The organism is Natrinema sp. 74, from assembly GCF_046097095.1.
Taxonomy (GTDB): Archaea; Halobacteriota; Halobacteria; order Halobacteriales; family Natrialbaceae; genus Natrinema.
The window spans coordinates 1,966,679-1,988,762 of record NZ_CP175698.1; the positions used below are offsets into that span (position 1 = coordinate 1,966,679).

The following is a 22,084-nucleotide window of genomic DNA, read 5'->3' on the forward strand; positions in this document are numbered from 1 at the left end:
CGATACCGCCCGGGATGACCCCTGGCGGGTGCATCGAACAGTCGGTTTCGCCGCGGCCGCCCGATATGGGCGCGTGCGGATCCACCGGCCCGCGTCACCGGGCGAAGAAAAAGTCGAATCCCGTTTGCGGTCGCTGTGGCTGGCTGTCGACGCCGGCACGCGTACGGGAGTCAAGCGCCATACACGTGCCAACTCGCGACCGGCTCAAAAGCATTGTGGTACTCGGCACCACGTCGCTACGTGGCGCTACCCGTTCGAAACGCGCGTCGGCTTGAGCGATCCGGTATCGACCCACTCGAACTCGGAGCCCTCGGCGGCTATCGCCGCGTCGGGGCCTGAAACGGGATCGCATCTGTCGGCGAACTCGATGCGAACCTCGTCGGGCTCGGCGGCCGGGAGCTCCGGCAGGAAGTCGTCGTCCTCGAGCAGCCCTCGAACGGAGACGGTGCCGCCCGCATCCAGCGCCGCGCCGACCGCACGGTAGCGGTCTCCTTCGGGCCGGCTCTCGAGATCCGTTCCGAACGCGTCGTTCGCGACGCGAGCGGTCGAACTGGTGCCCGAAAGCGTCCCGAACTCGTCGGTGCTCGCGTCGGCGGACGATCGTGCACCGCGTTCGATCGTCTCGCTTCCGGTCGATTCAGCGTCGCCGGCGCGTGTTCGTGAGACGTCCAGTGCCCCCCGTAGTTCGTAGCCGTCGACCTTGCTCGAGGGAGCCGACGTTGACGACGCTCCCGTATCTGCCGTCGGCGATGACGCGACGGTCGCATCACGCGATCCCTCGCCGGCCGCCGACTCCGCGTCTGGCCTGGCTTGCATCGCCGGCTCCGCTTCGTCGATGAGCGACGCGACGGCCGCGCTCGACGACGCCGGTCGCGCAGGATCCGGCTCGAGTGCCCACGGCGGCCACGGTTCTGTCCCCCCGCTTGCACCGCAATCGGTCCGCCCGGTCGTCCCGTTGTCCGCCGCCGGCACGTACGCCTCGAGGCCGTGCTCGGGGAGCAGCGGTCGCTCGGCGGCTTCGATTCGCGGCCCGTAGCGATCGCGAAGCCGTTCGAGTTCGCCCGCCTTGACCAGCGCGGCCCGCCACCGATCGATGCCCGACGACAGGAGGACGAACTGAGCATCGGTCTCCGCCAAGACGCCGTCGTTGACCGCCCACAAAACGGCGGGGAGGTTGTCGCTTCCGAGCGGCGTCTCGGGATACGAAACCGACGGGTCGCGGCGGCGGCCGCGGGAATCCGTCGCGGCGAGTTCCAGTCCGTCCTGCGTGTGCGTGACTGCGAGCGACCAGCCAATCGCCTCGAAGACGGCGGTCAGTTCGGACTCGAGATCGGCCGCCGAATATCGGGCCGAGCAGGCGAGCCCGCGATCGCTCCGCGTGATCGTTCTCCGGAGCACCGTCGTTCGGTCGACGCCCGTCGCGAGCGCGTCGCCGAGTGCTGTCTTAAGGGTATCATCGTCGGACTCTCGCCCGATGTCCGCCGGCGTGACGCCGAACGTGCCGAGGACGTCTGCGGGGACCAACAGGTCGTTCGACTCGTGGAGGGGCCGAGCCATCGATACCGCTCGTTCCACGGACGCGCCCATATATCTTCGTCAGACACCAAAACGTATCCGCGCTCGCACTCGAAAGAAGCATCGGGACGCGTACCGGACCAGCGACGCTGGCGGTCCGCCCGAAGCCGGACGGCCGTTTTAGCGACGCCGTGGCGACTCGAGTTCGATGTCCGCCTGCTCGAGCAACTCTTCGACTTCCTCGCGTTTCTCTTGGTGTTCTTCGAGGAACTCCCGCATCAACTGTGCCGCTTGCTCCTTGCAGTCGCCACAGAGCCGTTCGCCGCCGACGCACTCGTCGTAGACACGTTTGGCAAACTCGTCGTCGTCGCCGGCCAGCAGGTAGGCATAGAGTTCGTAGACGGGGCACTCGTCGGCTTTTCCGCCCTTCTCGCGCTGTTCCTCGGCGGTCTCACGGCCGCCGGTGGTCGCCGCCTTCACCTTGTCGTAGCCGTCTGCGGGATCATCCAGCAGCGAGATATGGCTGGCCGGAATCGACGAGGACATTTTCCCGCCCGTCAGCCCGGTCATGAAGCGGTGGTAGATCGACGAGGGCGGCTGAAACCCGTAGCCGCCGTTGTCGACCTCGATCTCGCGAGCGAGTTCCTCGGCCTCGGCGCGGTCGATCTCGAAGGCATCGACGTGGCCCTCGTAGACCCGCTTTTCGCCGTCGATGGCGTCGATCAGCGCGTCGAAGGCCTCGTCGCTGGCTCGCCGATCGAAAAAGCGGGTGCGTGGTCGGACCGGTTCCATGCCGCCCTCCTCGAGTTTCGTCAAAACCGAACGCAGCGTGTCGGCGTCGGCGTCGAGGTCGGACAGCGGTGTCTCTTCGAGCGCCTCGGCTACGTGGACACAGCGGAGGCTGTCGTCGTCGACGTCGGCGGGGTCGAGCCGCTCGTAGCAGTCGGCGACCAGATCGCGTTCCGCGGGCTCGAGTTCGAAGCTGGCGTAGGCCTTCGAGACCTTGAAAAAGCGCATTCGCTCTGCGAGATCGCGGGCCAGCCGGACGTGGGGGTCCTGGTCCGGGCCGACGGGGATGACCGTCGGCTTTGACTCCTCGAGTTGCGGGTAGAGGATGTCTGCCATCTGGGTGACGACCGACTGCATGTGCGAGACGTCGGTCTCGCCGTCGAAGCCGTAGATCGCCTGCAACTCCGAGAAGTTGGCTTCCGCGCCGAGTTCGAACGCCAGATCCTGTAGTTCGCGGTTGGTCGACTGGCGATAGAGCGTGCCGTCTTCGGGGTCAAAGCCCAGCGCGAGCAAGGAGAGCAGATAGTCGCGGGCGTGCTCGTCGATCTCGTCCCAGCTCATGCCGCGGGCCGAGTTGGCCTCGAGGTCGGCGATCAGCGCGTAGGCGTCGGCCCCCTGTTGCTGGTGCCAGATGATTTCGTCGAAGACCAGCTTGTGACCGATGTGGGGGTCGCCAGTGGGCATGAATCCCGAGAGGACCGCCGCGGGTTCGTCGTTTCGCAGCGCCTCGGCGACTGGTCGGTAGTCGCGGTGGCCGAAGATGACCCCGCGACGCATCAGATAGTGGGGATTTGGCACCTCCGCAAGGGCCTCGTCGAACTCCTCGATACCGAACTCCTCGAATAGCTTGCGGTAGTCGGAGACGGAAGAGGAACCCCAGGGGTCAAGCGCCACATCGTCTGCGCCTGCAGCCCCGCCGTCGGTGCGAAATTCCGACGAGGATCGCGATCCGGCGGCTCCCTCACCGCCGTCGGGTAGCGGTTCCCCTGATTCGGATTCCTCGAGTGGGTCGTCTCCGGTCATTGAGTGTGTTTTGCCGCGCCAGCGCGCAAAAGCCTTCGGCTTCGCTGTCGCCGAAATCTTCGGTCTGCGAGCGTCGCCATCGCGACGGCCCGAATCGGGAGCCGATGCGCGAACTAGACGGGAGTACGAGCCCGGCGAACGACGGGCGTTCGCCCTCGAGATGAACATCCCGACTGGTTACCGGGGCCATCATGTAGGCGATACCAACGAGTCGTAACGGGGCCGATCGAGCGGTCCCCGCGCCGTCCCTGTTATGGTCCGGCCGGCCGATGCAGCGACCATGACCGAGATTCCGATGGTGACTGACGGCGATATCTACTCGCAGTTCGACTACGAACAGGTCGTCGAGGCCATGCGCGATGCGTTCGCCGAACGAGCCGCCGGCACGCTCGAGGCCCCGCCGCGCTGGCGCGTCGACGCCGGCGAAGGCGAGTTGGTGTTCACCGCCGGATCGGCGACCGGGCCGACCAACGCGACCGGCTTCCGGGTCTACGAGACCCACGGGAGCGGCGACGATCATACGGAACTCGTGGCGGTCTTCGACGCGACGACCGGAGCGTTCGAGGGCCTCATTGCGGGCCATGCCGTCGGCGGACTCCGGACGGGCGGCATCGGCGGCGTCGCGATCGACTGTCTCGCTCGCGAGGACAGCGAGACGCTCGGAATCCTCGGCGCGGGATTTCAGGCTCGAGCACAGGTCGGAGCCGCGTGCGTGGCCCGTGATTTCGAGGCGGTGCTCGTCTACAGCCCGACCGCGGAGAGCCGCGACTCCTTCGCCGAGACCGCAAACAGTGAGGTCGAGCCGCCCGTTCGCGCGGTCGACGATCCCAAATCGGTCGTCCGCGAGGCCGACGCGCTCGTCTGTGCGACCGACAGCGAGGACCCCGTTTTCGATCCCGACTGGCTCGAGGCCGGCACGCACGTCACGACGATCGGCCCGCGATTCCGCGACGCTCACGAGCTCCCCCTCGCGGTCGTCGACCGCGCCGACGCCATCGCGACCGATTCGCTCCCGCAGGTTGACGCCTACGACCGGCCGTACGTCGCCGCCGGCGCAGATCGCGAGCGGCTGGTCGAACTCGCCGAGGTGCTCGAGGATCCGACCCTCGGTCGAGGGCGCGAGGACGATATCACGCTCTTTTGCTCGGTCGGGCTGGCGGGAACGGAGGTCGTGCTCGGTCGGGAATTTATCGAACGATTTGCGTAAGGCGTTTCGTGACCCCCGAATTATGGGGTTAGCCGCTCGAGCGACCACCACTCGATTTCCCCGGTGCCGTCGGGGCCACCGTCTACGAGCGCGAACGCCATCGTCTTCCGGACGCCGTGGGCGAGTCGCACGTCGAGTGCGAGGTCGCGCGGCTCGAAGACGTACCCGGCCGGGTGGACGCGAACGAGCAGTTCGGAGTGGCCGAGGTTCTCGACGGACTCCACGTCCGCATACGTCCGGAAGTCCGCGCCGAACTTGTACCCCGTTTTGGGGACGACGCCGCGCTCGCGCAGTTCGGTGTAGACCGTCAGCCGTCGCTCGAACCGTTCGCCCTCAACCTCGTGGCCTCGCTCGCGGACCGCTTCGGCCTCGAGCGCGAGCGCCCCTCGCTCGGCGAGATAGGCCGCCTCGAGTAAGGAACACTGTAGCGTCGGCTCGTCGTACTCCCGGCCCTCGAGGGGCTGGCCGTAGAACGACTTCTCGTAGAGCTCGAGCGGCGGCTCCCAGACGACGACCCGATCGGCCAGCAGGTCGGCCTCGCAGTGTTCGGGGAGCGCGGCGTCGTTTCTCGAGGTGCCCGTCGGATCCCGGCGCTCCACTTCGAAGTAAGTGATCTCGCTCTCTTCGTCGACGACTGCAAGCACGCCCTCGTGGAGTTCGGCAGCCGGTACGTCGGTCCGCTCGCCGATCACCCGCAACGCGTAGGCGATTTCGCCGTCGCCGGGACCCTTTCCGCGCGGAAACACCGCGAAGTCGGCCTCGCCGCCCGGCGGCTCCGAGAGCCACGGCTCCGCGGCCGGCGAGAGGTAGAAGCCGCGCTCGCGCAGATCCGCGTAGACCAGAAATCGCACGCCGAAGTTCTCACCGGGCTCGCGAGCCACGAACTCCCGGAACGCGAGTCGCTCGCCGTCGCGTCCGATGACTGCCTCGAGGTCTCCCCGATACAGCAGGTGGGCCGCTTCGACGGGCGCGAGGGCGATCTCGTTTCCAGAGAGCGGGTAGCCATAGCCCCGCGAGTCGTGATACCGCTGGCGCGCGTCGCCGCCGACGCGGACGACGCCGTCGTCGAACCGCCCCTCGAGTGACATAGCCGGCTGTTGGCCGGCCGGCACTAAGTGGCTGCGGATCGATTCCGCTTCGCTCGAGCGTTTGTTTCCGTAGCGGCGACTTCGGCAACGCCCTCGAAAGCCCCTGCCGGTCTCGGATTGCGCGCCTCGCTGTGCGCTTCGGTCGCTCGTTTCACTCGCTCCCTGTAGTAGCTTGCGTCGTCGTGCTTCGCCGAGACCGCCAGCCCCTTTCAGTCCCGCCCGCGGCGGCGGCTGATCGGGCGGCTATCGCACGGTGGTTGGTCGGTCTCGAGCGGTCCGTTAGTCGTCGGCCGCGGAGTCGGCTTCGAGGGTCCCGTCTAGCGCGCGGTCGCAGGTCGCGTCGAGACAGCGAATCCCGCTGGCGGTCTCGAAGGTGGGCAGCCCGCAGGCGCACTCGCCGTCGATGACGCCGGCGGGGACGGCAAAGCCGACCTCACAGTCGGGGTAGTGCTCGCAGCCGGCGATGAGGCCGCCGCGCCGGAGAATCCGGAGTTCGCCGTCGCAGCCCTGTTCTGGACAGTCCCACTCGCGGTCGAAGGCCTCCTTGACCGCCGCGTCGAGGGACTCACAGCCCCGGTCGAGACAGATGCTGAACGCCAGCCCGCGCTCGACGCGCATCTTGGGGAGCCCGCAGTCACATCGGTCGTCGCGGATCATCGCGTCCGCCGGCACGCCGTAGCGGTCGCCACAGGAGACGCAGGTGACGTCGCTCGAGCGCACGAGCGCGCCGCCGCAGTCCGGACAGTCGCCGACGGGCGTGCCGGCCGCGGAGGTGGGGTAGTGAGCGAACCCGTCCTGGTCGTGGGCGGCGATCCGCAGCGTCTGGGTGTCTTTCTTCGCGACGAGGGTGAAATCGCCTGTGCGGTCGCTCGAGACGCTGTCGGCGCGGGTGAGCCACGCGACGGGCTGGTAGCCGTCGGCGTCGTGGACCAACACGGTGTTGTCGGGTTTGACGATGGTCGTCACTCGGCCGCGGTACTCCTCTCGGTCGGCGTTTTCGGCGATGACGGTGCAGTCGCCCGCGAGTACGCGGATCGCGTCGTCGATCATAGGGCCGTTGGCCTCGTTTTCGTACTTAAACTCGCGGACGGCCCGGCCGCGACGGAGACCGCCGCCTACGAACGGTAGACACGCGGTCACATTGCTGGACCGATCGCGACCCGTGGCACCGATCCATCTCACCGTTGCGATCGTCCGCGACCGGCTTGCCGATGCATCAGTCGATGGCGATATACGTTCGCGTCGTCCCGACGCCCTCGAGCGGTCGGACTGACGTCGTTATCGTCTCGAGTACGTCGTGGGGCGTCTCGCCTTTCAGTTCGATCATCACGTCGAAATCGCCCGCGATGATGTGCGCGTCGACGATATTCTCGACGTCTGCGAGCGCCTCGCAGACCGCTTCGGACGTGCCGGTTGCGGCGTCGACCGTCGTGTACGCGTAGACCATTTCTCGACGCTTCGATACCAAGGGCCAAAAAACGAGAGTGGCGTCTCATGGTCGTCGAAGCGAACGCACGACCGTCGTGCGATTGGATACAGTGACTCAGTGGTTTCGCTATTCGGCGTCGGAACCCGAGCCGGTGGCCCCGCCGTGGCTCGAGCCCGCAACCGTCTCGTTCCCGTCGCTCGAAGCGGGACCGCCGCGCCGATTCCACTCGGCGGGATGATCGCCGGGGTCGCGCCCGACCGACTGATCGACGCCGGTGCCGGCGACGGAGCGAGCGATCGCCGCGGTCTCCGGTCCGCCGAGTCTCCCGGCGCGATCGCGTAGCGATCGAATCGACTCGAGATCGACGCCGCGGTCGGCAAGCACGCGGTCGGGTAGCTCTGCCGCGGTGCGCTCGAGGGCAGCGGCCTGGCGCTCGACGGCTCCGATCCGTGCGACGGTCATCGCGACCTCCGCGCGGTAGCGGCCCTCGTCGATCTCGCCGGCCATGCGGGACTCGTTGAGCGCCTCGAGTCGCGTCTCGAGACGCTCGAGGCGGGCACTGGTCGCCGCGAGTCGGTCGTCGACGATGGCCGCTTTCGTCTCGTTCGTCTCCGCGTTCGCGATTCTGACGCTGTAGGTCCGTTCCGAGAGGTCGCCGCTGATGTCGGCGTTCTGGACGCCGACCGCCGCGACGAACTGCGCGCCGGGCTTTATCGACTCATTTCCGGCGGCATCGGCGTCAGACTGCGTGGCCTCGCTCGAGACGACGGTCGCCGCGGCGAGGGGCACCGCGACCGCCGCGGCGACGAGCAACACTGCAAGCGTGATCGACGTGGTTCGGTTCATTGGTGGCTGTCGTATTCGGTCGGTGGTGGCTACTCGAGGCGATGACTTGGATTCGGCGACGGTTAACGCGATTCAACGTCGTTTTCGATCCGTTGCCGTCGGTCGGTTTCGGCGAATCTGACGCCGCCGGTCCCGGCCGCCGGTCCCGGCCGCCGATTCGGGTCGCCGATTCGGGCCGCCGTGGCCGCGGTTTCGGTCACTCCGCGCTATCATCTCCGGTATCAGCGACGAGCTCGTCGTCGCCATCGGGCAGCGAGAGGACGTTTTCCCGGCCGAGCCGGAACGACTCGAGTTTTCCCGCCTCGCGGAGCCCGCTGACCACCTTGCTCGTTTTCGCGTCGGTCCAGTCGAGTTCCTCGACGACGGTCTGCTGTTTCAGCCGGCCGCCGCGCTCCCTGAGGAGGCGGAGGACCTGCTCTTCGTTGCTGAGCAGTTCCGGGTCCGGTGCATCATCGGTTGCGGTCGCGTCCGCCTGCTCGGCGTCCGTCGTCGCAGACGGTGGCAATTCGGTTTCAGCGCTATCGACGCGGGGGGACTCAGCGTCGGGAGCCGGCTCAGGACCGGCGCTACCATCGTCGACTCGATCCGCTCGACGGGTGTAATACCACCAGCCTGCGGCGGCACCGCCGAGCAGAACGACCGTAACCGCCGCGAGAGCTGCCGTCGGCGGCCCCGATCCCACAGCGGTGACGACGACGCGAGGTTCCCCGGAAACGAAGTCGGTCTCACTGCCGCGCCAGATCACGGCCCGGTCGCGGTCCTCGTCTGGCTCCGGGGTGACCGCCGTGCGCTCGTAGCCGTCGGGCCACGCGATTAGCAATCGCGTCCCGTCGTCGAGATAGATCCCCTCGAGTGCGTCGCCAGCACGCAGGTCGTCGCCCTCGACGGCGGCGAAGCCCTGCCAGCGGAAGGTGTACCTGACGACGCCGTACTCGCGAGCAAACGACTGGCGCTTGGCACCGACGTCGAAGCCGCCGACCGACATCTCACGGCCCGTCGCGTTGCTCGCCGTCGAGACAGTCTCTCGCATCCGATCGGCGAACGCCCGCGTATGGTTGGCCGGATCGTCTCGGATGTCGTCTCGTAGCGACGCGAACGCCGTCGTACTCTCGTTGTCGTCGAGGTGCATCCAGAACTCGACCGTCCACTCGGCGGTGCCGTTCGGCCGGAGCGCGACGTCCATTCGGACCTCGTCCGCGTCGATCTGGTCTTGCTGGAGCGTAAACGGGGACGAGCCCGAACGCGCGGGAGCCGCCGAAGCGCCGTTTGCGGCCCCGATTGGCCCCGCGCCGACGAGCAGTGCCGCGGCGATCGCGACCGCCATGCCGGCGCGAACGTTCATATCGCCCGATGCTCGTGCCATCGGTTAAACCATGCGAAAACGAAAGCCAGGTTTCCCGACGCGTTCGGTCGTTCCGAAACAACGGATTATGGGAACGCCAGCGGGGACTGGAGGTGGACCAAAACGCCAGCGGGACTACGATTCAGGCACCCGGCACGCCGAGTGCCGAGACCGGGCCGATGCCGATCAGTTCGAGGGCCGCGAGGACGACGACCGCGGCCGCCCAGGCGGCGACGCCGACCACGGCCGACCGCGGCCAGCCGAGCCGGTAGCGCCACTCGAGCACTGCGACCCACGCGACGATTGCCAGCGCGCCCCCGAGTAGCGGGATCGGCTCGAGGAGCGCCCAGACCAACGCGCCACACAGCGCGGTCAGGACCGCGTGGGCGTAGTCGCGGGTCTCGGCGACGACGTGCGTACCGGCATGGAGGGCGACGCCGCCGACCAGCAGGCTCACGATGAACGCAAGCAGCCGGTCACCGAGGCCGATCGGCATCGGCGAAGCGGGTGCAGGCATCGGTCGTCGGTTACGCGGTCTGACCGTCTGTCTCGGGCGATTCGGCCGCTCCGTCGGCTTCCGCGTCGCCGCTCGCCGCGGACTGTTGAGTTCCGTCGTCCGAGTGGTCGTCGGCGCTTTCGTCACCCTGACCGCCCGGCACGACCTCGCTGACGGCGTCACCGAGTGAGTCGGTCAGGTCGCCCTCGAGGAACGACGAGATCCGGTCGTGGATCTCGGAGACGTGGTCGGGGACCTGCGTAGGGAGGTCCGCGGGAACGCGGTCAACGGGGTTCTCCGGAATGCGGTCCGAGACCGCGTCGGGCACTTGTGCGGGGAGGTCGACAGCCGGTCCTCGCTCGCCCTGGTTCTCGGCAGCGCCGGCGGCAGGTCGGCTCTCGTTTCGCGGCTCGCTGTCGTTCGCCTGTCGCGCGTCGTGGTTGGTTGCGTGCTGTTCGGCGTCGCTCGAGTTCGCGTCGACGGTTGCGGGTGCGTTGCCGGGAGCTGCGGCGGCGAAGCCGGTCGTGACGACCAGCAGCGCACACGCAGCTGCGATCAGCGTCGTTCGTTTCATAGCTCGCAGCTGATCCTGGATCGTCGGATAGACTTGAAGGGGTGCTGTCGTGACCTCGGTTTGCGCTCGTTTAACGCCGTTTGACGGACCGTTGAACGCGTTTGCGGTCGGTTTACTGCGGGTCGACGCGGCCCGCGAAGGGTGGTGGCCGAGGCGACACGATCACGTCGGAGTATCGAGCGTGCTCGACGCCACGCGTGCCTCGCACGCGACTCGTCGGGGCAGATCGATCGCGTCCGGGCCGGCCCGGCCCGGACAAACGCAGCGCCTACACAACGGCTTTCGGTACCGCCGTCGATAACCGCGATATGGTCGATATGACCGCTGAAATCGTGCTGTTCGACGGTTTCGACGAACTCGACGCGATCGGTCCCTACGAGGTCCTCGAGAACGGCGCTCAGGCCGGAGCATCCCTCGAGACGCGCCTGGTCTCTCTCGGGAAACAGACCGACGGCCCTCTCGAAGAACAGACCGACGCCCTCGTGACGGCGAGTCACGGCCTCCGCGTCGAATCGGAGGGGACGCTCGGCGAACCCGATCTCCTGCTCGTTCCCGGTGGCGGGTGGACCAGCGAGGACGACGGCGTCCGGGCCGCCGTCGAGGATAGCCCGCTGCCCGCCGCGGTCGAGGAGCGCCACGCCGCGGGCGCGACGGTCGCCTCCGTCTGTACCGGCGCGATGGTACTCGCCGAGGCGGGACTGCTCGAGAACCGTCTGGCGACCACTCACGCCGTCGCGAGGGACGACCTCGAAGCCGCCGGCGCGGACCTGGCCACCGCGCGCGTCGTCGACGACGGCGATATCCTCACCGCCGGCGGGGTCACCTCGGGGATCGATCTGGCGCTGTGGCTACTCGAGCGGGAGTTCGGCGCGGACGTGGCCGAGGCGGTCGCGACGGAGATGGAACACGAACGGCGCGGCGAGGTCGTCGCGTAATCGTCGGTCGTGCCAAACGGCTATACGCGGCGGTCGAATAGCCGGAGGCACATGCCTGCTGTGCTGTTCGATATGGACGGTGTGCTCGTCGATAGCGAGGACTACTGGGTCGACTTCCAGCGCGAGGAGATCCTCCCCGAGACCGTGCCCGACGAGGATGTCGACCTCGCCGAGACGAGCGGGATGAACTTCCGCGAGATCTACGACTACCTCGAGGCCGAGTACGGAACCGCCATCTCCCGCGAGGAGTGGATCCGGCGGTTCAACGCGGCCGCCGAGGAGATTTACACCGAGCGCGCCGCCGCGCTCGACGGACTCGACGACCTGCTGGCCGACCTCGAGGATCGCGGCGTCACGACGGCGCTGGTCTCCTCGTCGCCCCACGACTGGATCGGGATGGTCATCGAGCGGTTCGACCTCGAGGGCGAGTTCGACCGGGTCATCAGCGCCGACGACATCGACGCTGCGAGCAAGCCGGCCCCCGACGTCTTCGAGCACGCGGCCGACGAGATCGGCGTTCCGACAGACGAGTGCGTGGTCGTCGAGGACTCCGAAAACGGGATTGAGGCGGCCGCTCGAGCGGGGACGATCGTCGTCGCCTACCGACTCGACGCCCACGGCGATATCGATCGTTCGTCGGCGGATACGGTCGTGGACTCGCCGGCCGAGCTTCGAGAGCAAGTGATGAAGTCGATACGTTGATAGGTTGGCGTTGGGTGACGGTATGGGTGGGGTTTGGTAAGTGCCCCTCTCGGTGGTGGTTCTTTACGTAGTATTACGATGTTGGGACCGCGGGGCTGTTGACGTGGGCTACTTCTAGAAATACCTGTAATACTCGCAAGGAGGCGCTCAAATGCTGTCTTAGAACCAAACCCAATCCCGTAACTCTCTCTATCGACCGATATTCAGCAGCGACATTTTCTACCTCCAGCAACACATTCTGGGTACTAAAGCGCCATTTATATATGTTGGTTTACCAAGATGAACTTTGTTCATATAGTTTGAACACATAGGTTCGTAGTACGATGGCCGCTAAAGGTAATTCATACGCCCGAACGACATTGCTCCTTATTTTCGTTGCTAATTTGCTCCCATTTCTGGGACTTGAAGTTTTGGATTGGCGCTTACCCCAAGCCTTGTACGTGTACTGGATTGAAATCGGCTTGTTTACATTCTTTTATGCTGTATTAGTTCTCTTTGCGCAGAAAGCGCCACGTCCGGACGAGAGAATGATCGATTTGGTGACGGTACGTGTGCCGTTCGTAACCAGCCGCTCCGGTCCATTCCAGCCAGTCAATTGGCTTCCCCCAATCTATTCTCTGAATGTCCAATATGCTGCCGGGTTTTTCCTCTTCGGGCTTTTCTTCTGGCTTTTTTCAGGAGACTTGTTTTTCGTACATTCGGACCCCGGATTCCATTATAATACTGCAGAATCTAGCGGTGTTCCAATAGATCAAAACCTGCACGCAATTAAGAGGCATTTTACTATTGAAGCTCTTGGCCTGGCTGTGTTTCTGTTTGGGATCCGATTTCTCGTTGTTTGTCGCGAATTCTTCAGCAACCGACGGTGCGAGCGTTTTTCAGCCCCGATGATAGCAGAGATTCCGTTTCGCATTGGCTTATTCTGGTGCTTTTTAGAAGTGTTTACAACTATCTCATTGCCGGTTGTGGTGCTCCCCCTTCTACGTGACTATGGTATTGCAACAGTCACTAAGATCTGGGTTGTCACCGTTGTTTTGTTTGGAAAATTCACTATGGAGTGGGCGTCCTTCCAGGCAGGACGACCGGCGAGTCCTGACGGCCTCATTCACTGGCTCACACCTGAAGTGATATCCGATACCACCATAGGATAATCACTGGATCAAGATCCAGTTTTGGTCATGTTGTGTTTCGAGACGGTCGTCGCAAGGATGTGAAGTATAGCATGGTATTCACCAATTCGCTCGCACGACTGGCTCACGAACGTTGCCGTCTGACCACTCGCAACTCGATCTCCATTACAAAACTGTCGACAGTAGAGGTGCAAAGACATAGCGCCTATCGAATCGAACGAACGGCGTGGGACCGTCTCGCGGCCGTTATCGAACGTCGACCGTGCGACTCGCCTCGATCGGCAACAGCGGCTCCTCGGGGAAGGCCACGCTGACGGTAAACTCGAGTTCGTCCGCGTCGGCACCGAAGACGCCGACCGGGAGGGTCTCGGTGTCGCGGAGGTAGGTGTTTGTACTCGTCATCTCCACGCCGTTTACCGTCACGCGGATACCGGCACGGGCCGGCTCGCCGACGTTTCGCACGGTGACCTCGCAGGCCTCGTTCTCGCCCGTCGCGATCGAATCGGGGAACTGTCCCCACTCGAGGTCGATCGAGGGCAGCGATTGTGCCCCCTTGGAGACGCGCTCGGCGACGCCCTCGGAGAGTCCGGCGTCGACGAGACCCCGGACGCCCGCACCGACGACATCGCCGGGGGTTGACAGTCCCTCCTTTGCGAGTTTGCTCGCCCGGCCCGGACCGACGCCGTCGATAGCGGTCAGTCCGACCGCGTCTTCGGCGACGCCGTTCTCGATACGGGCCTCGACCCGCCGTGCGAGGTTTGCGGCGTGGGGACCGACGAACCGGTCGAGGAAGGCCCCGAGCGCAGAGAGGAGCCGCGTCGCGTTCTGCCGGATGACCCAAGCATCGCTGCGCAACTCCGCGGGCGTCGAGCCGCTGGCCGCGCCACGGAGGATCGCGAGCACCTTCCGCTCGCCTGGGTCGAGGTCGTCCGTGGTCTCGCCGACCAGTACCGCGTCGATCGCGTCGCGTTCGTCCTGCCGGGCCGAGACCGAGTCGAACTCTTCGGCGGTCGCCACTGCCTCGAGGACATCACCGGTCGCGAGTTCGTCGCTCCCCTCTGCGATGCGGTCGCACAGCGCCGCAAAGCGGGCCGCGGTGTCGAGGCGAAGGTAGTACTTGGAGGTCAAGACGCCCCGCGGTGTGGCCTCGATCGAGAGGTCTTCGCCGGTCTCGACGAAGCCGCGGTCGACCAGCCCCTCGAGGCAGTCCCGGACCCGCTGGCGCAGGTTCGGGAAGTCGTAGTCGTCGGGCTTGGACTGGCCGCGGACGTAGTAGAAGGTCGTCTCGAGCCAGTCCATCACGTCCTCGAGATCGGTGATGGTCCCCATCGCGATCTCGGCGTTGAGATGCGTCTCGAGGCTCTCGGCGAGGCGGGACTCGATCTCCTTGCCGTCGCGGAGCAGCCGGCGGTACTTGTCGGCCTCGGCCGTGTCGCAGACGACCCAGCCGTAGCCGACGTCGTCGTAGCCCGGCCGGCCGGCCCGGCCGAGCATCTGGAGCACGTCGAGGGGGCTCATGTCGACTTCGCCCTCGAGCGGGTCGTGGAGCTTCGTGTCGCGGATCACCACGCAGCGGGCGGGGAGGTTGACACCCCAGGCCAGCGTCGAGGTCGAGAAGAGCAGTTCGACGTGGCCGTCTTTGAACCACTCCTCGACGAGGTCGCGGTCGTTTTTCGAAAGGCCAGCGTGGTGGAAGGCGACGCCGTCTAACACCGAGTTTCGCAGCGTGTCGTTCTCGAGTTCCTTCGATTCCGTATGAAAATCGTAGTCGCCGCGGACTCCCATCGGGATATCGCGCTCGGCGATCTCGTCGCGGGCCTTCTTGGCCGCCTGAACGGTGTCCTGCCGAGAGGAGACGAACACTAGTGACTGGCCGTCCTCTCGTAGGTGGGGCTCCGCGAGATCGAGTGCCCGATAGAGTCGGCGGTACTTGTCCGCAAAGGAGTTTTCCCCGTGCGTGTAGGTCTTGACGCCCGCGTTGAGTTCGACCGGACGGTACTCCTCGCCGAACTCGAAGGTGTTCGCCGCGGGCGCGTCGAGCCACGCCGCCACGTCGTCGACGTTGGGCATCGTCGCCGACAGCGCGACGATGCGAGGCTCACAGAGCCGGCGCAGCCGGGAAATCGTCACCTCAAGCACCGAGCCCCGGCGGTCGGCGTCCAGCAGGTGGACCTCGTCGATGACGCAGACGTCGATATCGGTGACGAAGTCGTAGCGTCTCGAGTCGTGTTTCCGGGTCGCCGAGTCGAGTTTCTCGGGAGTCATCACGAGGATGTCCGCCCGGCGTGCGCGCCGCGGGTTCAGGTCGCGCTCGCCGGTGACGACGTAGACCGAGTAATCTAGGCTCTCGAAACGGTCCCAGTCGTCTTCCTTCTCGTTGGTCAGCGCTCGCATCGGGGCGATAAACAGCGCCGTCCCGCCGTCTCCCAGCGCCTTGCAGATCGCCAGCTCCGCCAGCGCCGTCTTCCCTGACGCCGTCGGTGCACTCGCGACCACGTTCTCCTCGGTCTCGAGCAACGCGGGCACGGCCTCGCGTTGCATCCGGTTGAACTCCTCGAAGGCAAAAGCGTCGGCGAATTCGGGGAGAACCTCGGCGACCTCCATCACACGGAAACGGGGGGTGCCGGGTCAAAGGCGTTTCCTTCGAGTCGCACCGCATTCGTCGTGCGCTCGTCGACCGCACTCACCGCATCGCGAGCGCGGCCGCGAGGACCGCGCCGGCGGTGGCGAACACGAGCGGGTACAACACACCGCCGAGGACGACGGCAGGAAGGAGTTCCGGGCTAGTTGAGGCGGTCACTTCGATCCCGAACGCGGACCCTCGAGCGCTCGCCTCGGTGATGACCGCACCGAGGCCCACGACCGCGCCGTAGCCGATTGCTACCGGCGCGCCGACGACGACGGCCTCGCCGAGATCGGTCGCGTTCCACCGCACTGCCAGTAGTCCGCCGGCCGCGAGCAACACGAGCGGGGGAAGCACGTAGAGCAGGCCCGCGCCCGCGCTTTCCGACTGGGCGATGAGGTCGAGGGTGCTCGTCCCGCCAAGTGAGCCGACTTGGCTGCTGGCCTGGATGTCGACCAGATGGGCCTCGTAGAAATACCAGGCGACCCCCTTCCACGTCGCAACGTCGTCACCGAAGACATCACGGACCTCACCGCTGACCAGCAGGTAGGTCACGAGATAGCCGACCGTGACGGCGAGGACGCCGGCCCCAACGCTCGCCGCGAGACTCGAGCGGCGTGATACCGGGATCTGATCGGATGTGGAGCGGTTTGTGGCCATTGTATCGGTCCCGAATCACACTTGATCCAATGTATCTTGTGGCCGCCCGTTCTCTCATCAGACGGTTGACCGGTCGGGTGCGACGTTCTCGAGTTGATCGCTGAGCCGGCTGCTGGCCCGTTCTGGCTGGGGAACGCGTTCGAATGTCAGCTCCGGATCGCCTGACCCGGCAGTGTAGACCGTCAGGTCACCGTAGCCAAGCAGGCGACCGATTCCGCTCTGACTGAGACTGGTGTTTTGCACTCGCTCGAGGCGAAACTGGGTGACATCTCTCGAGACGATTCCGCGCTTCTTGTAGAGTTCCGAGGTGGTGATGACGTAGCGGGTGTTCGTCCAGACGAGGTAACGACCGATCACGACGGTCACACCGCCGACCGCGACGAGGACGCCAAGCAGCGTCAAGAGGCCGACACCGCCGGTCCCGCTCCAGCCGGCGACGAGGATTCCGGCGATCGCGACCCCGATTCCCACCGGCAGTCTGCTCCCCATCGTGATCGGATGGGGGCGGCTCTCCCAGACGACGCTCTCGTCGTCGCCGATGTGGAACCAGTCGGGCGTCGAGCCGAAGGCCATCGGGCCCGCCTATTCCGTACCCGCCCGTAAAGCTATCGGGGTAACGGAGTGGTTAATCCCCGCTTCCCGGAGAATCAGGCGTATTGGCGGTTCGTCTCGACCCCTTCCCCGTAGCCCTTTCAACTCTGCGGCGACGGTGGGAAGGCGGTTGGACCAACACGGTTTTTCACCGCACGGCCTGATACACGACTATGAGCCGCGCGCGAAAGCCCGATTGGCTGAAGAGTCGGCCCCCGTCGGGGCGGGAGTTCGCCGGCATCCGGGAGACGCTGCGCGAACACGACCTTCACACCGTCTGTGAGGAGGCCAATTGTCCGAACCTCGGCGAGTGCTGGTCGGGACGGACCGATCCCGGCGAAAGCGGGGAATCCGACACCGAAACCGGTGGCGGGACGGCCACCTTCATGCTGCTGGGCGATCGCTGCTCCCGCGCTTGTAACTTCTGTGACGTGCAAACCGGCGGGATGGAGTCTCTCGATCCGGACGAGCCCGAAAACGTTGCGAGCGCCGTCGCCGAGATCGGCCTCGACTACGTCGTCCTCACGAGCGTCGACCGCGACGACCTCCCCGATCAGGGCGCGGGCCACTTCGCCGAGACGATCCGCAAGATCAAGGCCCGCCATCCAGGCATCCTCGTCGAGGTCCTCATCCCCGACTTTCGGGGCGAGGAGCACCTCGTCCAGAAGATAATCGACGCCGGGCCAGACGTAATCGCCCACAACGTCGAGACCGTCGAGCGCCTGCAGTTTCCCGTCCGAGATCGCCGCGCCGGCTACGAACAGAGTCTCTCGGTGCTCGAGCAGGTCGAGCGCGAATCGGACATCTACACGAAGACCTCGATCATGCTCGGTCACGGCGAGTACGACCACGAGGTCTACCGAACCCTCGCGGACCTGCGCGAGCGCGGCGTCGACATCGTCACGCTGGGGCAGTACCTGCGCCCTTCACGGGATCACCTCGAGGTGCAACGCTACGATCACCCGCACAAGTACGAGACGTGGCGACGCGTCGCCGAGGCGGAGTTAGAGTTTCTGTACTGCGCCAGCGGGCCGATGGTTCGCTCGTCGTACAAGGCCGGCGAACTGTTCGTCGACGCCGTCCTTCGCGAGGGCAAGAGCGTCGAGGCGGCGAGGGCCGACGCGCGCCGACCCGTGCCTCGGCAGACCGAGTCCTGACGAGCCCGCGGCGAACGCACCACCTGTGCTGTCGGCGCGCATTCGATGACCGACAGAAACCGGCCACCTTTGTCCGATCTTGTTCACTACTGCCCCGACTCGAGCGTTGTTTCTCCAGCCGATCAGCGCGAATCTCTCAAACAGTAAAATATCTTGGGAAACTCCTTTATCCTGAGCGATAGTTTATTAGGGTATGTACAGGTGGGTCTCCCCGTGAGTACGTTACAGCGCGATCCCGACGAGCAAGTACAGGTGCTCGATGACGCCGGTCGGGTCCGCGAGGGCGCCGACGTGCCCGACCTCACCGAGGACGAACTCGTCGAGATGTACGAGCAGATGCGACTCGTGCGTCGCTTCGACGAGCGGGCCGTCAGCCTCCAGCGCCAAGGGCGCATGGGGACCTATCCGCCGCTTTCGGGTCAGGAGGGCGCACAGGTCGGCAGCGCCCACGCGCTGGCCGAGGAGGACTGGGTCTTCCCCAGCTACCGCGAGCACGGCGTCGGGCTCGTTCGGGGCCTCTCTCTCGAGCGTACCCTGCTCTATTGGATGGGTCACGAGCGGGGCAACTACGTGCCCGAGGACGTCAACGTCTTTTCCGTCGCTGTGCCGATCGCGACTCAGATCCCCCACGCGACGGGTGCGGCCTGGGCCTCGAAGCTCAAGGGCGAGGAGAAGGCCTTCGTCTGCTACTTCGGCGACGGCGCGACTTCGGAGGGTGACTTCCACGAGGGGTTGAACTTCGCGGGCGTCTTCGATACGCCGAACGTCTTCGTCTGTAACAACAACCAGTGGGCCATCTCGGTCCCGCGTGAGCGCCAGACCGCGAGCGCCACGCTGGCCCAGAAGGCCACCGCCTACGGCTTCGACGGGGTTCAGGTCGACGGCATGGACCCGCTCGCGGTATATAAAGTTACCCGCGAGGCCGTCGAGAAGGCGAAAGATCCCGGCCCCGGCGAACTGCGGCCGACGCTGATCGAGGCCGTCCAGTACCGCTTTGGCGCGCATACGACCGCGGACGATCCCTCCGTTTACCGGGACGATGAGGAAGTCGAACGCTGGAAGGGGAAAGACCCCATCCCCCGCCTCGAGACCTATCTCCGCTCGAACGGGATGCTCGACGACGAGCGGGTCGACGCGATCGAGGAGCGAATCGAGGAGGATGTCGCCGACGCCATCGAGACCGCGGAGTCGTCCGAGCGCCCCGATCCGGCGGAAATCTTCGCCCACGTCTACGAGGGGATGCCCCGACGACTGCAGCGTCAACTCGAGTACTTCGAATCGATCCGCGAGGACCACGGCGATGACGCGCTTCTGGAGTGATACCCCATGGCAGCAGAATCACCCTCTGAGAGTCTCACGCTGGTACAGGCGGTACAGGACGGACTCCACACCGAAATGGAACGCGACGAAGACGTCGTCGTCATGGGCGAGGACGTCGGCCGGAACGGCGGCGTCTTCCGCGCGACCGAGGGGCTGTACGACGAGTTCGGCGAGAACCGGGTAATCGATACCCCGCTCGCCGAGTCGGGGATCGTCGGCACGGCAGTCGGGATGGCTGCCTACGGAATGCGGCCGGTGCCCGAGATCCAGTTCATGGGCTTCATCTATCCCGGCTTTGATCAGATTGTTTCGCACGCCGCGCGCCTGCGGACGCGCTCGCGCGGACGATTCACGTGTCCACTGGTCGTCCGCGCTCCCTACGGCGGCGGCATCCGCGCGCCCGAGCACCACTCCGAGTCGTCGGAGGCAATGTTCGTCCACCAGCCCGGGCTGACGGTCGTCGTGCCCTCCACACCGTACGACACTAAGGGGCTGCTCACCAGCGCGATTCGAAGCCCCGATCCGGTGATCTTCCTCGAGCCGAAACTCATCTACCGAGCGTTCCGCGAGGAGGTGCCCGAGGAGTCGTACGAGGTGCCGATCGGCGAAGCGGCCGTTCGCCGCGAGGGAAGCGATATCTCGGTCTATACATGGGGTGCGATGACCCGGCCGACGCTCGAGGCTGCCGAGAACGTGGCCGAGGAGGGGATCGACGTTGAGGTGGTCGATCTGCGGACGGTGTCGCCGTTAGACGAGGAGACGATTGTCGACTCGTTCACGAAAACGGGTCGCGCCGCTGTCGTCCACGAGGCTCCCAAGACGGGCGGGCTGGGCGCAGAGATCACCGCAACCCTCCAGGAGGAGGCGCTGCTGTACCAGGAAGCGCCGGTTGAACGGATCACGGGCTTTGACACCCCGTTCCCGCTGTACGCGCTCGAGGACTACTACCTGCCCGAGGCGGCCCGCATCGAGGACGGTATTCGGAACGCAGTGGGGTTCTAAGATGGTCAGAGAGTTCGAACTCCCGGACGTCGGCGAGGGTGTCGCCGAGGGCGAACTGGTCACGTGGTTGGTCGCCGAAGGCGACGCGGTCTCGGAGGACCAGCCGGTCGCCGAGGTCGAGACCGACAAGGCGCTCGTGGAAGTGCCCGCACCCGTCGACGGGACGGTGCGCGAACTGCACGTCGAGGAGGGCGAGGTGGTCCCCGTCGGAACGGTGATCATCTCGTTCGACGTCGAAGGCGAGGCACCGCGCACCTCGGAGACGAGCGGCGACGCCGCGAGCGAGAGTGAAGCGGAGCCCAGCGAATCGACCGGAGAGGGCGACGAATCGTCCGTCAGTCCCGGCGCGACCGGGGCCGACACCGAGGCGGTCGCACCGCCCGACGACCGGGTCTTCGCACCCCCTCGCGTCCGGCGGAGGGCTCGCGAGCGGGGGATCGATCTCTCGAAAATCGAGGGCAGCGGTCCCGGCGGTCGAATCACTGCGGCCGACGTTCGGGCCGCGGCGGGCGGCGGGGGCGACGACGTGGCAGGGCAGACCCAGCCGCAGAGTCCCGGCGATGAGCCCAGTGGGGCCGACTCCGGCTCTCGCGACTCGAGCGAGGCCGTCATCGGTTCCGATACCGCCACGGACTCGAGTGCCGAGACGTCCCCCTCGAGTTCCCCGCGGGCCGAGACGCGATCACGGCCCGAATCCGCGGACCGCGAACGGACGCTGGCCGCGCCTGCGACTCGGCGAATCGCCGAGGAAGCAGACGTTGACATCGATGCCGTCCCCGCGACGGAAGAGCGCGACGGCGAGGCGTTCGTCACGCCCGAGGCCGTTCGGGCGTACGCTGAAACACAGCGGCGGGCACAGGACGCGGACAGAGAGGCGATTGAGGCCGGTGAGCGGGCTAAAACGGAGAGGACGCAGTTCGCCGACGGTGAGCGCGAACGCCGCGAACCGTTCCGCGGCGTCCGCAAGACGATCGCCGATGCGATGGTCGAATCTGTGTACAGCGCGCCTCATGTCACCCATCACGACGAGGTCGACGTGACCGAACTCGTCGATCTGCGCGAGGAACTCGAGCCACGCGCCACAGAGCGTGGGATCCGGCTGACGTACATGCCCTTCATCGTGAAGGCCGTCGTGGCCGCCTTGAAGGAGTTTCCCGAGATGAACGCAGTCTTAGACGAGGACAACGACGAGATCGTCTACCGCGACTACTACAACATCGGTATCGCGACCGCGACCGATGTCGGGCTGCTGGTGCCAGTCCTCGAGGACGCCGACCGGAAGGGTCTCTTGCAGCTCTCCTCGGAGATGAACGAACTCGTCCAGAAGGCCCGCGACCGAACGATCGGCCCCGACGAGCTTCGGGGATCGACGTTCACGGTCACGAACGTCGGCGGCATCGGCGGCGAGTACGCCACGCCGATCATCAACTACCCCGAAGCGGGAATCCTCGCGATTGGCGAAATCAAGCGCAAGCCGCGCGTAGTGACCGACGAGAACGGCGACGAATCGATCGAACCGCGCTCGGTGCTGACGCTATCGCTGTCGTTCGACCACCGGCTGATCGACGGTGCCGTCGGCGCGCGGTTTACGAACACCGTCATGCAATATCTCGAGAATCCGACCTTACTACTGCTCGAGTGATACCGGGCCGATC

Annotated in this window: 20 protein-coding genes; 8 read left to right on the forward strand and 12 right to left on the reverse strand. The window is 65.8% G+C overall.

Annotated elements, in window-relative coordinates; translation table 11 throughout:
* Positions 1-246: 246 nt before the first annotated feature.
* Both ACJ70B_RS09775 and ACJ70B_RS09780 read right to left on the reverse strand, forming a co-directional pair.
* Positions 247-1,557 (reverse strand): hypothetical protein, encoded by a 1,311-nt coding sequence (locus ACJ70B_RS09775; protein ID WP_408956807.1) that lies wholly within the window; start codon positions 1,555-1,557, stop codon positions 247-249.
* A gap of 138 nt (positions 1,558-1,695) precedes the next feature.
* A complete protein-coding gene (locus tag ACJ70B_RS09780) occupies positions 1,696-3,327 on the reverse strand; it encodes a tryptophan--tRNA ligase (RefSeq protein WP_408956808.1) in 1,632 nt (543 codons plus the stop codon).
* 280 nt (positions 3,328-3,607) lie between these two features.
* Here ACJ70B_RS09780 and ACJ70B_RS09785 point away from each other — a divergent pair, with 280 nt between their 5' ends.
* Entirely contained in the window at positions 3,608-4,534 is a 927-nt protein-coding gene (locus ACJ70B_RS09785; RefSeq protein WP_408956809.1) for an ornithine cyclodeaminase family protein, read from the forward strand.
* 20 nt (positions 4,535-4,554) lie between these two features.
* Here ACJ70B_RS09785 and endA read toward each other — a convergent pair whose 3' ends face one another.
* The 7 genes from endA to ACJ70B_RS09820 all read right to left on the reverse strand — a co-directional run bounded on the left by endA (position 4,555) and on the right by ACJ70B_RS09820 (position 10,309).
* Positions 4,555-5,622, reverse strand: coding sequence for a tRNA-intron lyase (endA, locus tag ACJ70B_RS09790; protein ID WP_408956810.1), 1,068 nt, complete (start codon positions 5,620-5,622; stop codon positions 4,555-4,557).
* Positions 5,623-5,901: 279 nt separating this feature from the next.
* Positions 5,902-6,672, reverse strand: coding sequence for a DUF91 domain-containing protein (locus ACJ70B_RS09795; RefSeq protein ID WP_408956811.1), 771 nt, complete (start codon positions 6,670-6,672; stop codon positions 5,902-5,904).
* Positions 6,673-6,838: 166 nt separating this feature from the next.
* A complete protein-coding gene (locus tag ACJ70B_RS09800) occupies positions 6,839-7,069 on the reverse strand; it encodes an Lrp/AsnC ligand binding domain-containing protein (protein WP_408956812.1) in 231 nt (76 codons plus the stop codon).
* Positions 7,070-7,177: 108 nt separating this feature from the next.
* Positions 7,178-7,897, reverse strand: a complete 720-nt coding sequence (locus tag ACJ70B_RS09805) for a hypothetical protein (protein WP_408956813.1) — start codon at positions 7,895-7,897, stop codon at positions 7,178-7,180.
* 196 nt (positions 7,898-8,093) lie between these two features.
* Positions 8,094-9,239, reverse strand: a complete 1,146-nt coding sequence (locus ACJ70B_RS09810) for a hypothetical protein (RefSeq protein WP_408956814.1) — start codon at positions 9,237-9,239, stop codon at positions 8,094-8,096.
* A gap of 142 nt (positions 9,240-9,381) precedes the next feature.
* Positions 9,382-9,756: a hypothetical protein gene (locus tag ACJ70B_RS09815; RefSeq protein WP_408956815.1), complete on the reverse strand. Its 375-nt coding sequence runs from the start codon at positions 9,754-9,756 to the stop codon at positions 9,382-9,384.
* A 10-nt stretch (positions 9,757-9,766) separates the two neighbouring features.
* Positions 9,767-10,309, reverse strand: coding sequence for a hypothetical protein (locus ACJ70B_RS09820; protein ID WP_408956816.1), 543 nt, complete (start codon positions 10,307-10,309; stop codon positions 9,767-9,769).
* A 308-nt stretch (positions 10,310-10,617) separates the two neighbouring features.
* On the opposite strand from ACJ70B_RS09820, the gene ACJ70B_RS09825 reads away from it, so the two are divergent.
* From ACJ70B_RS09825 to ACJ70B_RS09835, 3 genes are all read left to right on the forward strand, one after another.
* Positions 10,618-11,244, forward strand: coding sequence for a DJ-1/PfpI family protein (locus tag ACJ70B_RS09825; protein ID WP_408956817.1), 627 nt, complete (start codon positions 10,618-10,620; stop codon positions 11,242-11,244).
* 51 nt (positions 11,245-11,295) lie between these two features.
* A complete protein-coding gene (locus ACJ70B_RS09830; RefSeq protein ID WP_408956818.1) occupies positions 11,296-11,946 on the forward strand; it encodes an HAD family hydrolase in 651 nt (216 codons plus the stop codon).
* A 323-nt stretch (positions 11,947-12,269) separates the two neighbouring features.
* A complete protein-coding gene (locus ACJ70B_RS09835) occupies positions 12,270-13,097 on the forward strand; it encodes a DUF6498-containing protein (RefSeq protein ID WP_408956819.1) in 828 nt (275 codons plus the stop codon).
* A gap of 225 nt (positions 13,098-13,322) precedes the next feature.
* On the opposite strand, the gene ACJ70B_RS09840 is transcribed toward ACJ70B_RS09835, so the two are convergent.
* From ACJ70B_RS09840 to ACJ70B_RS09850, 3 genes are all read right to left on the reverse strand, one after another.
* Positions 13,323-15,680 carry a DEAD/DEAH box helicase gene (locus ACJ70B_RS09840; RefSeq protein ID WP_408956820.1) on the reverse strand — a complete coding sequence of 786 codons (2,358 nt, stop codon included), beginning with the start codon at positions 15,678-15,680 and terminating at the stop codon, positions 13,323-13,325.
* Positions 15,681-15,759: 79 nt separating this feature from the next.
* Positions 15,760-16,359, reverse strand: a complete 600-nt coding sequence (locus ACJ70B_RS09845; protein WP_408956821.1) for a hypothetical protein — start codon at positions 16,357-16,359, stop codon at positions 15,760-15,762.
* A gap of 57 nt (positions 16,360-16,416) precedes the next feature.
* A complete protein-coding gene (locus ACJ70B_RS09850) occupies positions 16,417-16,932 on the reverse strand; it encodes a PH domain-containing protein (RefSeq protein WP_408956822.1) in 516 nt (171 codons plus the stop codon).
* A 191-nt stretch (positions 16,933-17,123) separates the two neighbouring features.
* On the opposite strand from ACJ70B_RS09850, the gene lipA reads away from it, so the two are divergent.
* From lipA to ACJ70B_RS09870, 4 genes are all read left to right on the forward strand, one after another.
* The gene (lipA, locus tag ACJ70B_RS09855; RefSeq protein WP_408956823.1) at positions 17,124-18,107 is read left to right on the forward strand and encodes a lipoyl synthase; all 984 of its coding nucleotides are present in this window, start codon (positions 17,124-17,126) and stop codon (positions 18,105-18,107) included.
* A gap of 213 nt (positions 18,108-18,320) precedes the next feature.
* A complete protein-coding gene (gene pdhA / locus ACJ70B_RS09860; RefSeq protein ID WP_408956824.1) occupies positions 18,321-19,427 on the forward strand; it encodes a pyruvate dehydrogenase (acetyl-transferring) E1 component subunit alpha in 1,107 nt (368 codons plus the stop codon).
* 6 nt (positions 19,428-19,433) lie between these two features.
* Positions 19,434-20,429 carry an alpha-ketoacid dehydrogenase subunit beta gene (locus tag ACJ70B_RS09865; RefSeq protein ID WP_408956825.1) on the forward strand — a complete coding sequence of 332 codons (996 nt, stop codon included), beginning with the start codon at positions 19,434-19,436 and terminating at the stop codon, positions 20,427-20,429.
* A gap of 1 nt (position 20,430) precedes the next feature.
* Complete coding sequence (locus ACJ70B_RS09870; RefSeq protein ID WP_408956826.1) at positions 20,431-22,071, forward strand: 2-oxo acid dehydrogenase subunit E2; 1,641 nt, start codon at positions 20,431-20,433, stop codon at positions 22,069-22,071.
* The last annotated feature ends 13 nt before the right edge of the window (positions 22,072-22,084 follow it).

Coding starts and splice junctions, on each gene's coding strand:
- ACJ70B_RS09865 (WP_408956825.1), top strand. CDS start 19,434: ATGGCAGCAGAATCACCCTCTGAGAGTCTCACGCTGGTACAGGCGGTA.
- ACJ70B_RS09845 (WP_408956821.1), bottom strand. CDS start 16,359: ATGGCCACAAACCGCTCCACATCCGATCAGATCCCGGTATCACGCCGC.
- ACJ70B_RS09850 (WP_408956822.1), bottom strand. CDS start 16,932: ATGGCCTTCGGCTCGACGCCCGACTGGTTCCACATCGGCGACGACGAG.
- ACJ70B_RS09840 (WP_408956820.1), bottom strand. CDS start 15,680: ATGGAGGTCGCCGAGGTTCTCCCCGAATTCGCCGACGCTTTTGCCTTC.
- ACJ70B_RS09835 (WP_408956819.1), top strand. CDS start 12,270: ATGGCCGCTAAAGGTAATTCATACGCCCGAACGACATTGCTCCTTATT.
- ACJ70B_RS09780 (WP_408956808.1), bottom strand. CDS start 3,327: ATGACCGGAGACGACCCACTCGAGGAATCCGAATCAGGGGAACCGCTA.
- ACJ70B_RS09825 (WP_408956817.1), top strand. CDS start 10,618: ATGGTCGATATGACCGCTGAAATCGTGCTGTTCGACGGTTTCGACGAA.
- ACJ70B_RS09815 (WP_408956815.1), bottom strand. CDS start 9,756: ATGCCTGCACCCGCTTCGCCGATGCCGATCGGCCTCGGTGACCGGCTG.
- ACJ70B_RS09870 (WP_408956826.1), top strand. CDS start 20,431: ATGGTCAGAGAGTTCGAACTCCCGGACGTCGGCGAGGGTGTCGCCGAG.
- ACJ70B_RS09820 (WP_408956816.1), bottom strand. CDS start 10,309: ATGAAACGAACGACGCTGATCGCAGCTGCGTGTGCGCTGCTGGTCGTC.
- ACJ70B_RS09830 (WP_408956818.1), top strand. CDS start 11,296: ATGCCTGCTGTGCTGTTCGATATGGACGGTGTGCTCGTCGATAGCGAG.
- endA (WP_408956810.1), bottom strand. CDS start 5,622: ATGTCACTCGAGGGGCGGTTCGACGACGGCGTCGTCCGCGTCGGCGGC.
- ACJ70B_RS09795 (WP_408956811.1), bottom strand. CDS start 6,672: ATGATCGACGACGCGATCCGCGTACTCGCGGGCGACTGCACCGTCATC.
- ACJ70B_RS09810 (WP_408956814.1), bottom strand. CDS start 9,239: ATGAACGTTCGCGCCGGCATGGCGGTCGCGATCGCCGCGGCACTGCTC.
- ACJ70B_RS09800 (WP_408956812.1), bottom strand. CDS start 7,069: ATGGTCTACGCGTACACGACGGTCGACGCCGCAACCGGCACGTCCGAA.
- ACJ70B_RS09775 (WP_408956807.1), bottom strand. CDS start 1,557: ATGGCTCGGCCCCTCCACGAGTCGAACGACCTGTTGGTCCCCGCAGAC.
- lipA (WP_408956823.1), top strand. CDS start 17,124: ATGAGCCGCGCGCGAAAGCCCGATTGGCTGAAGAGTCGGCCCCCGTCG.
- ACJ70B_RS09805 (WP_408956813.1), bottom strand. CDS start 7,897: ATGAACCGAACCACGTCGATCACGCTTGCAGTGTTGCTCGTCGCCGCG.
- ACJ70B_RS09785 (WP_408956809.1), top strand. CDS start 3,608: ATGACCGAGATTCCGATGGTGACTGACGGCGATATCTACTCGCAGTTC.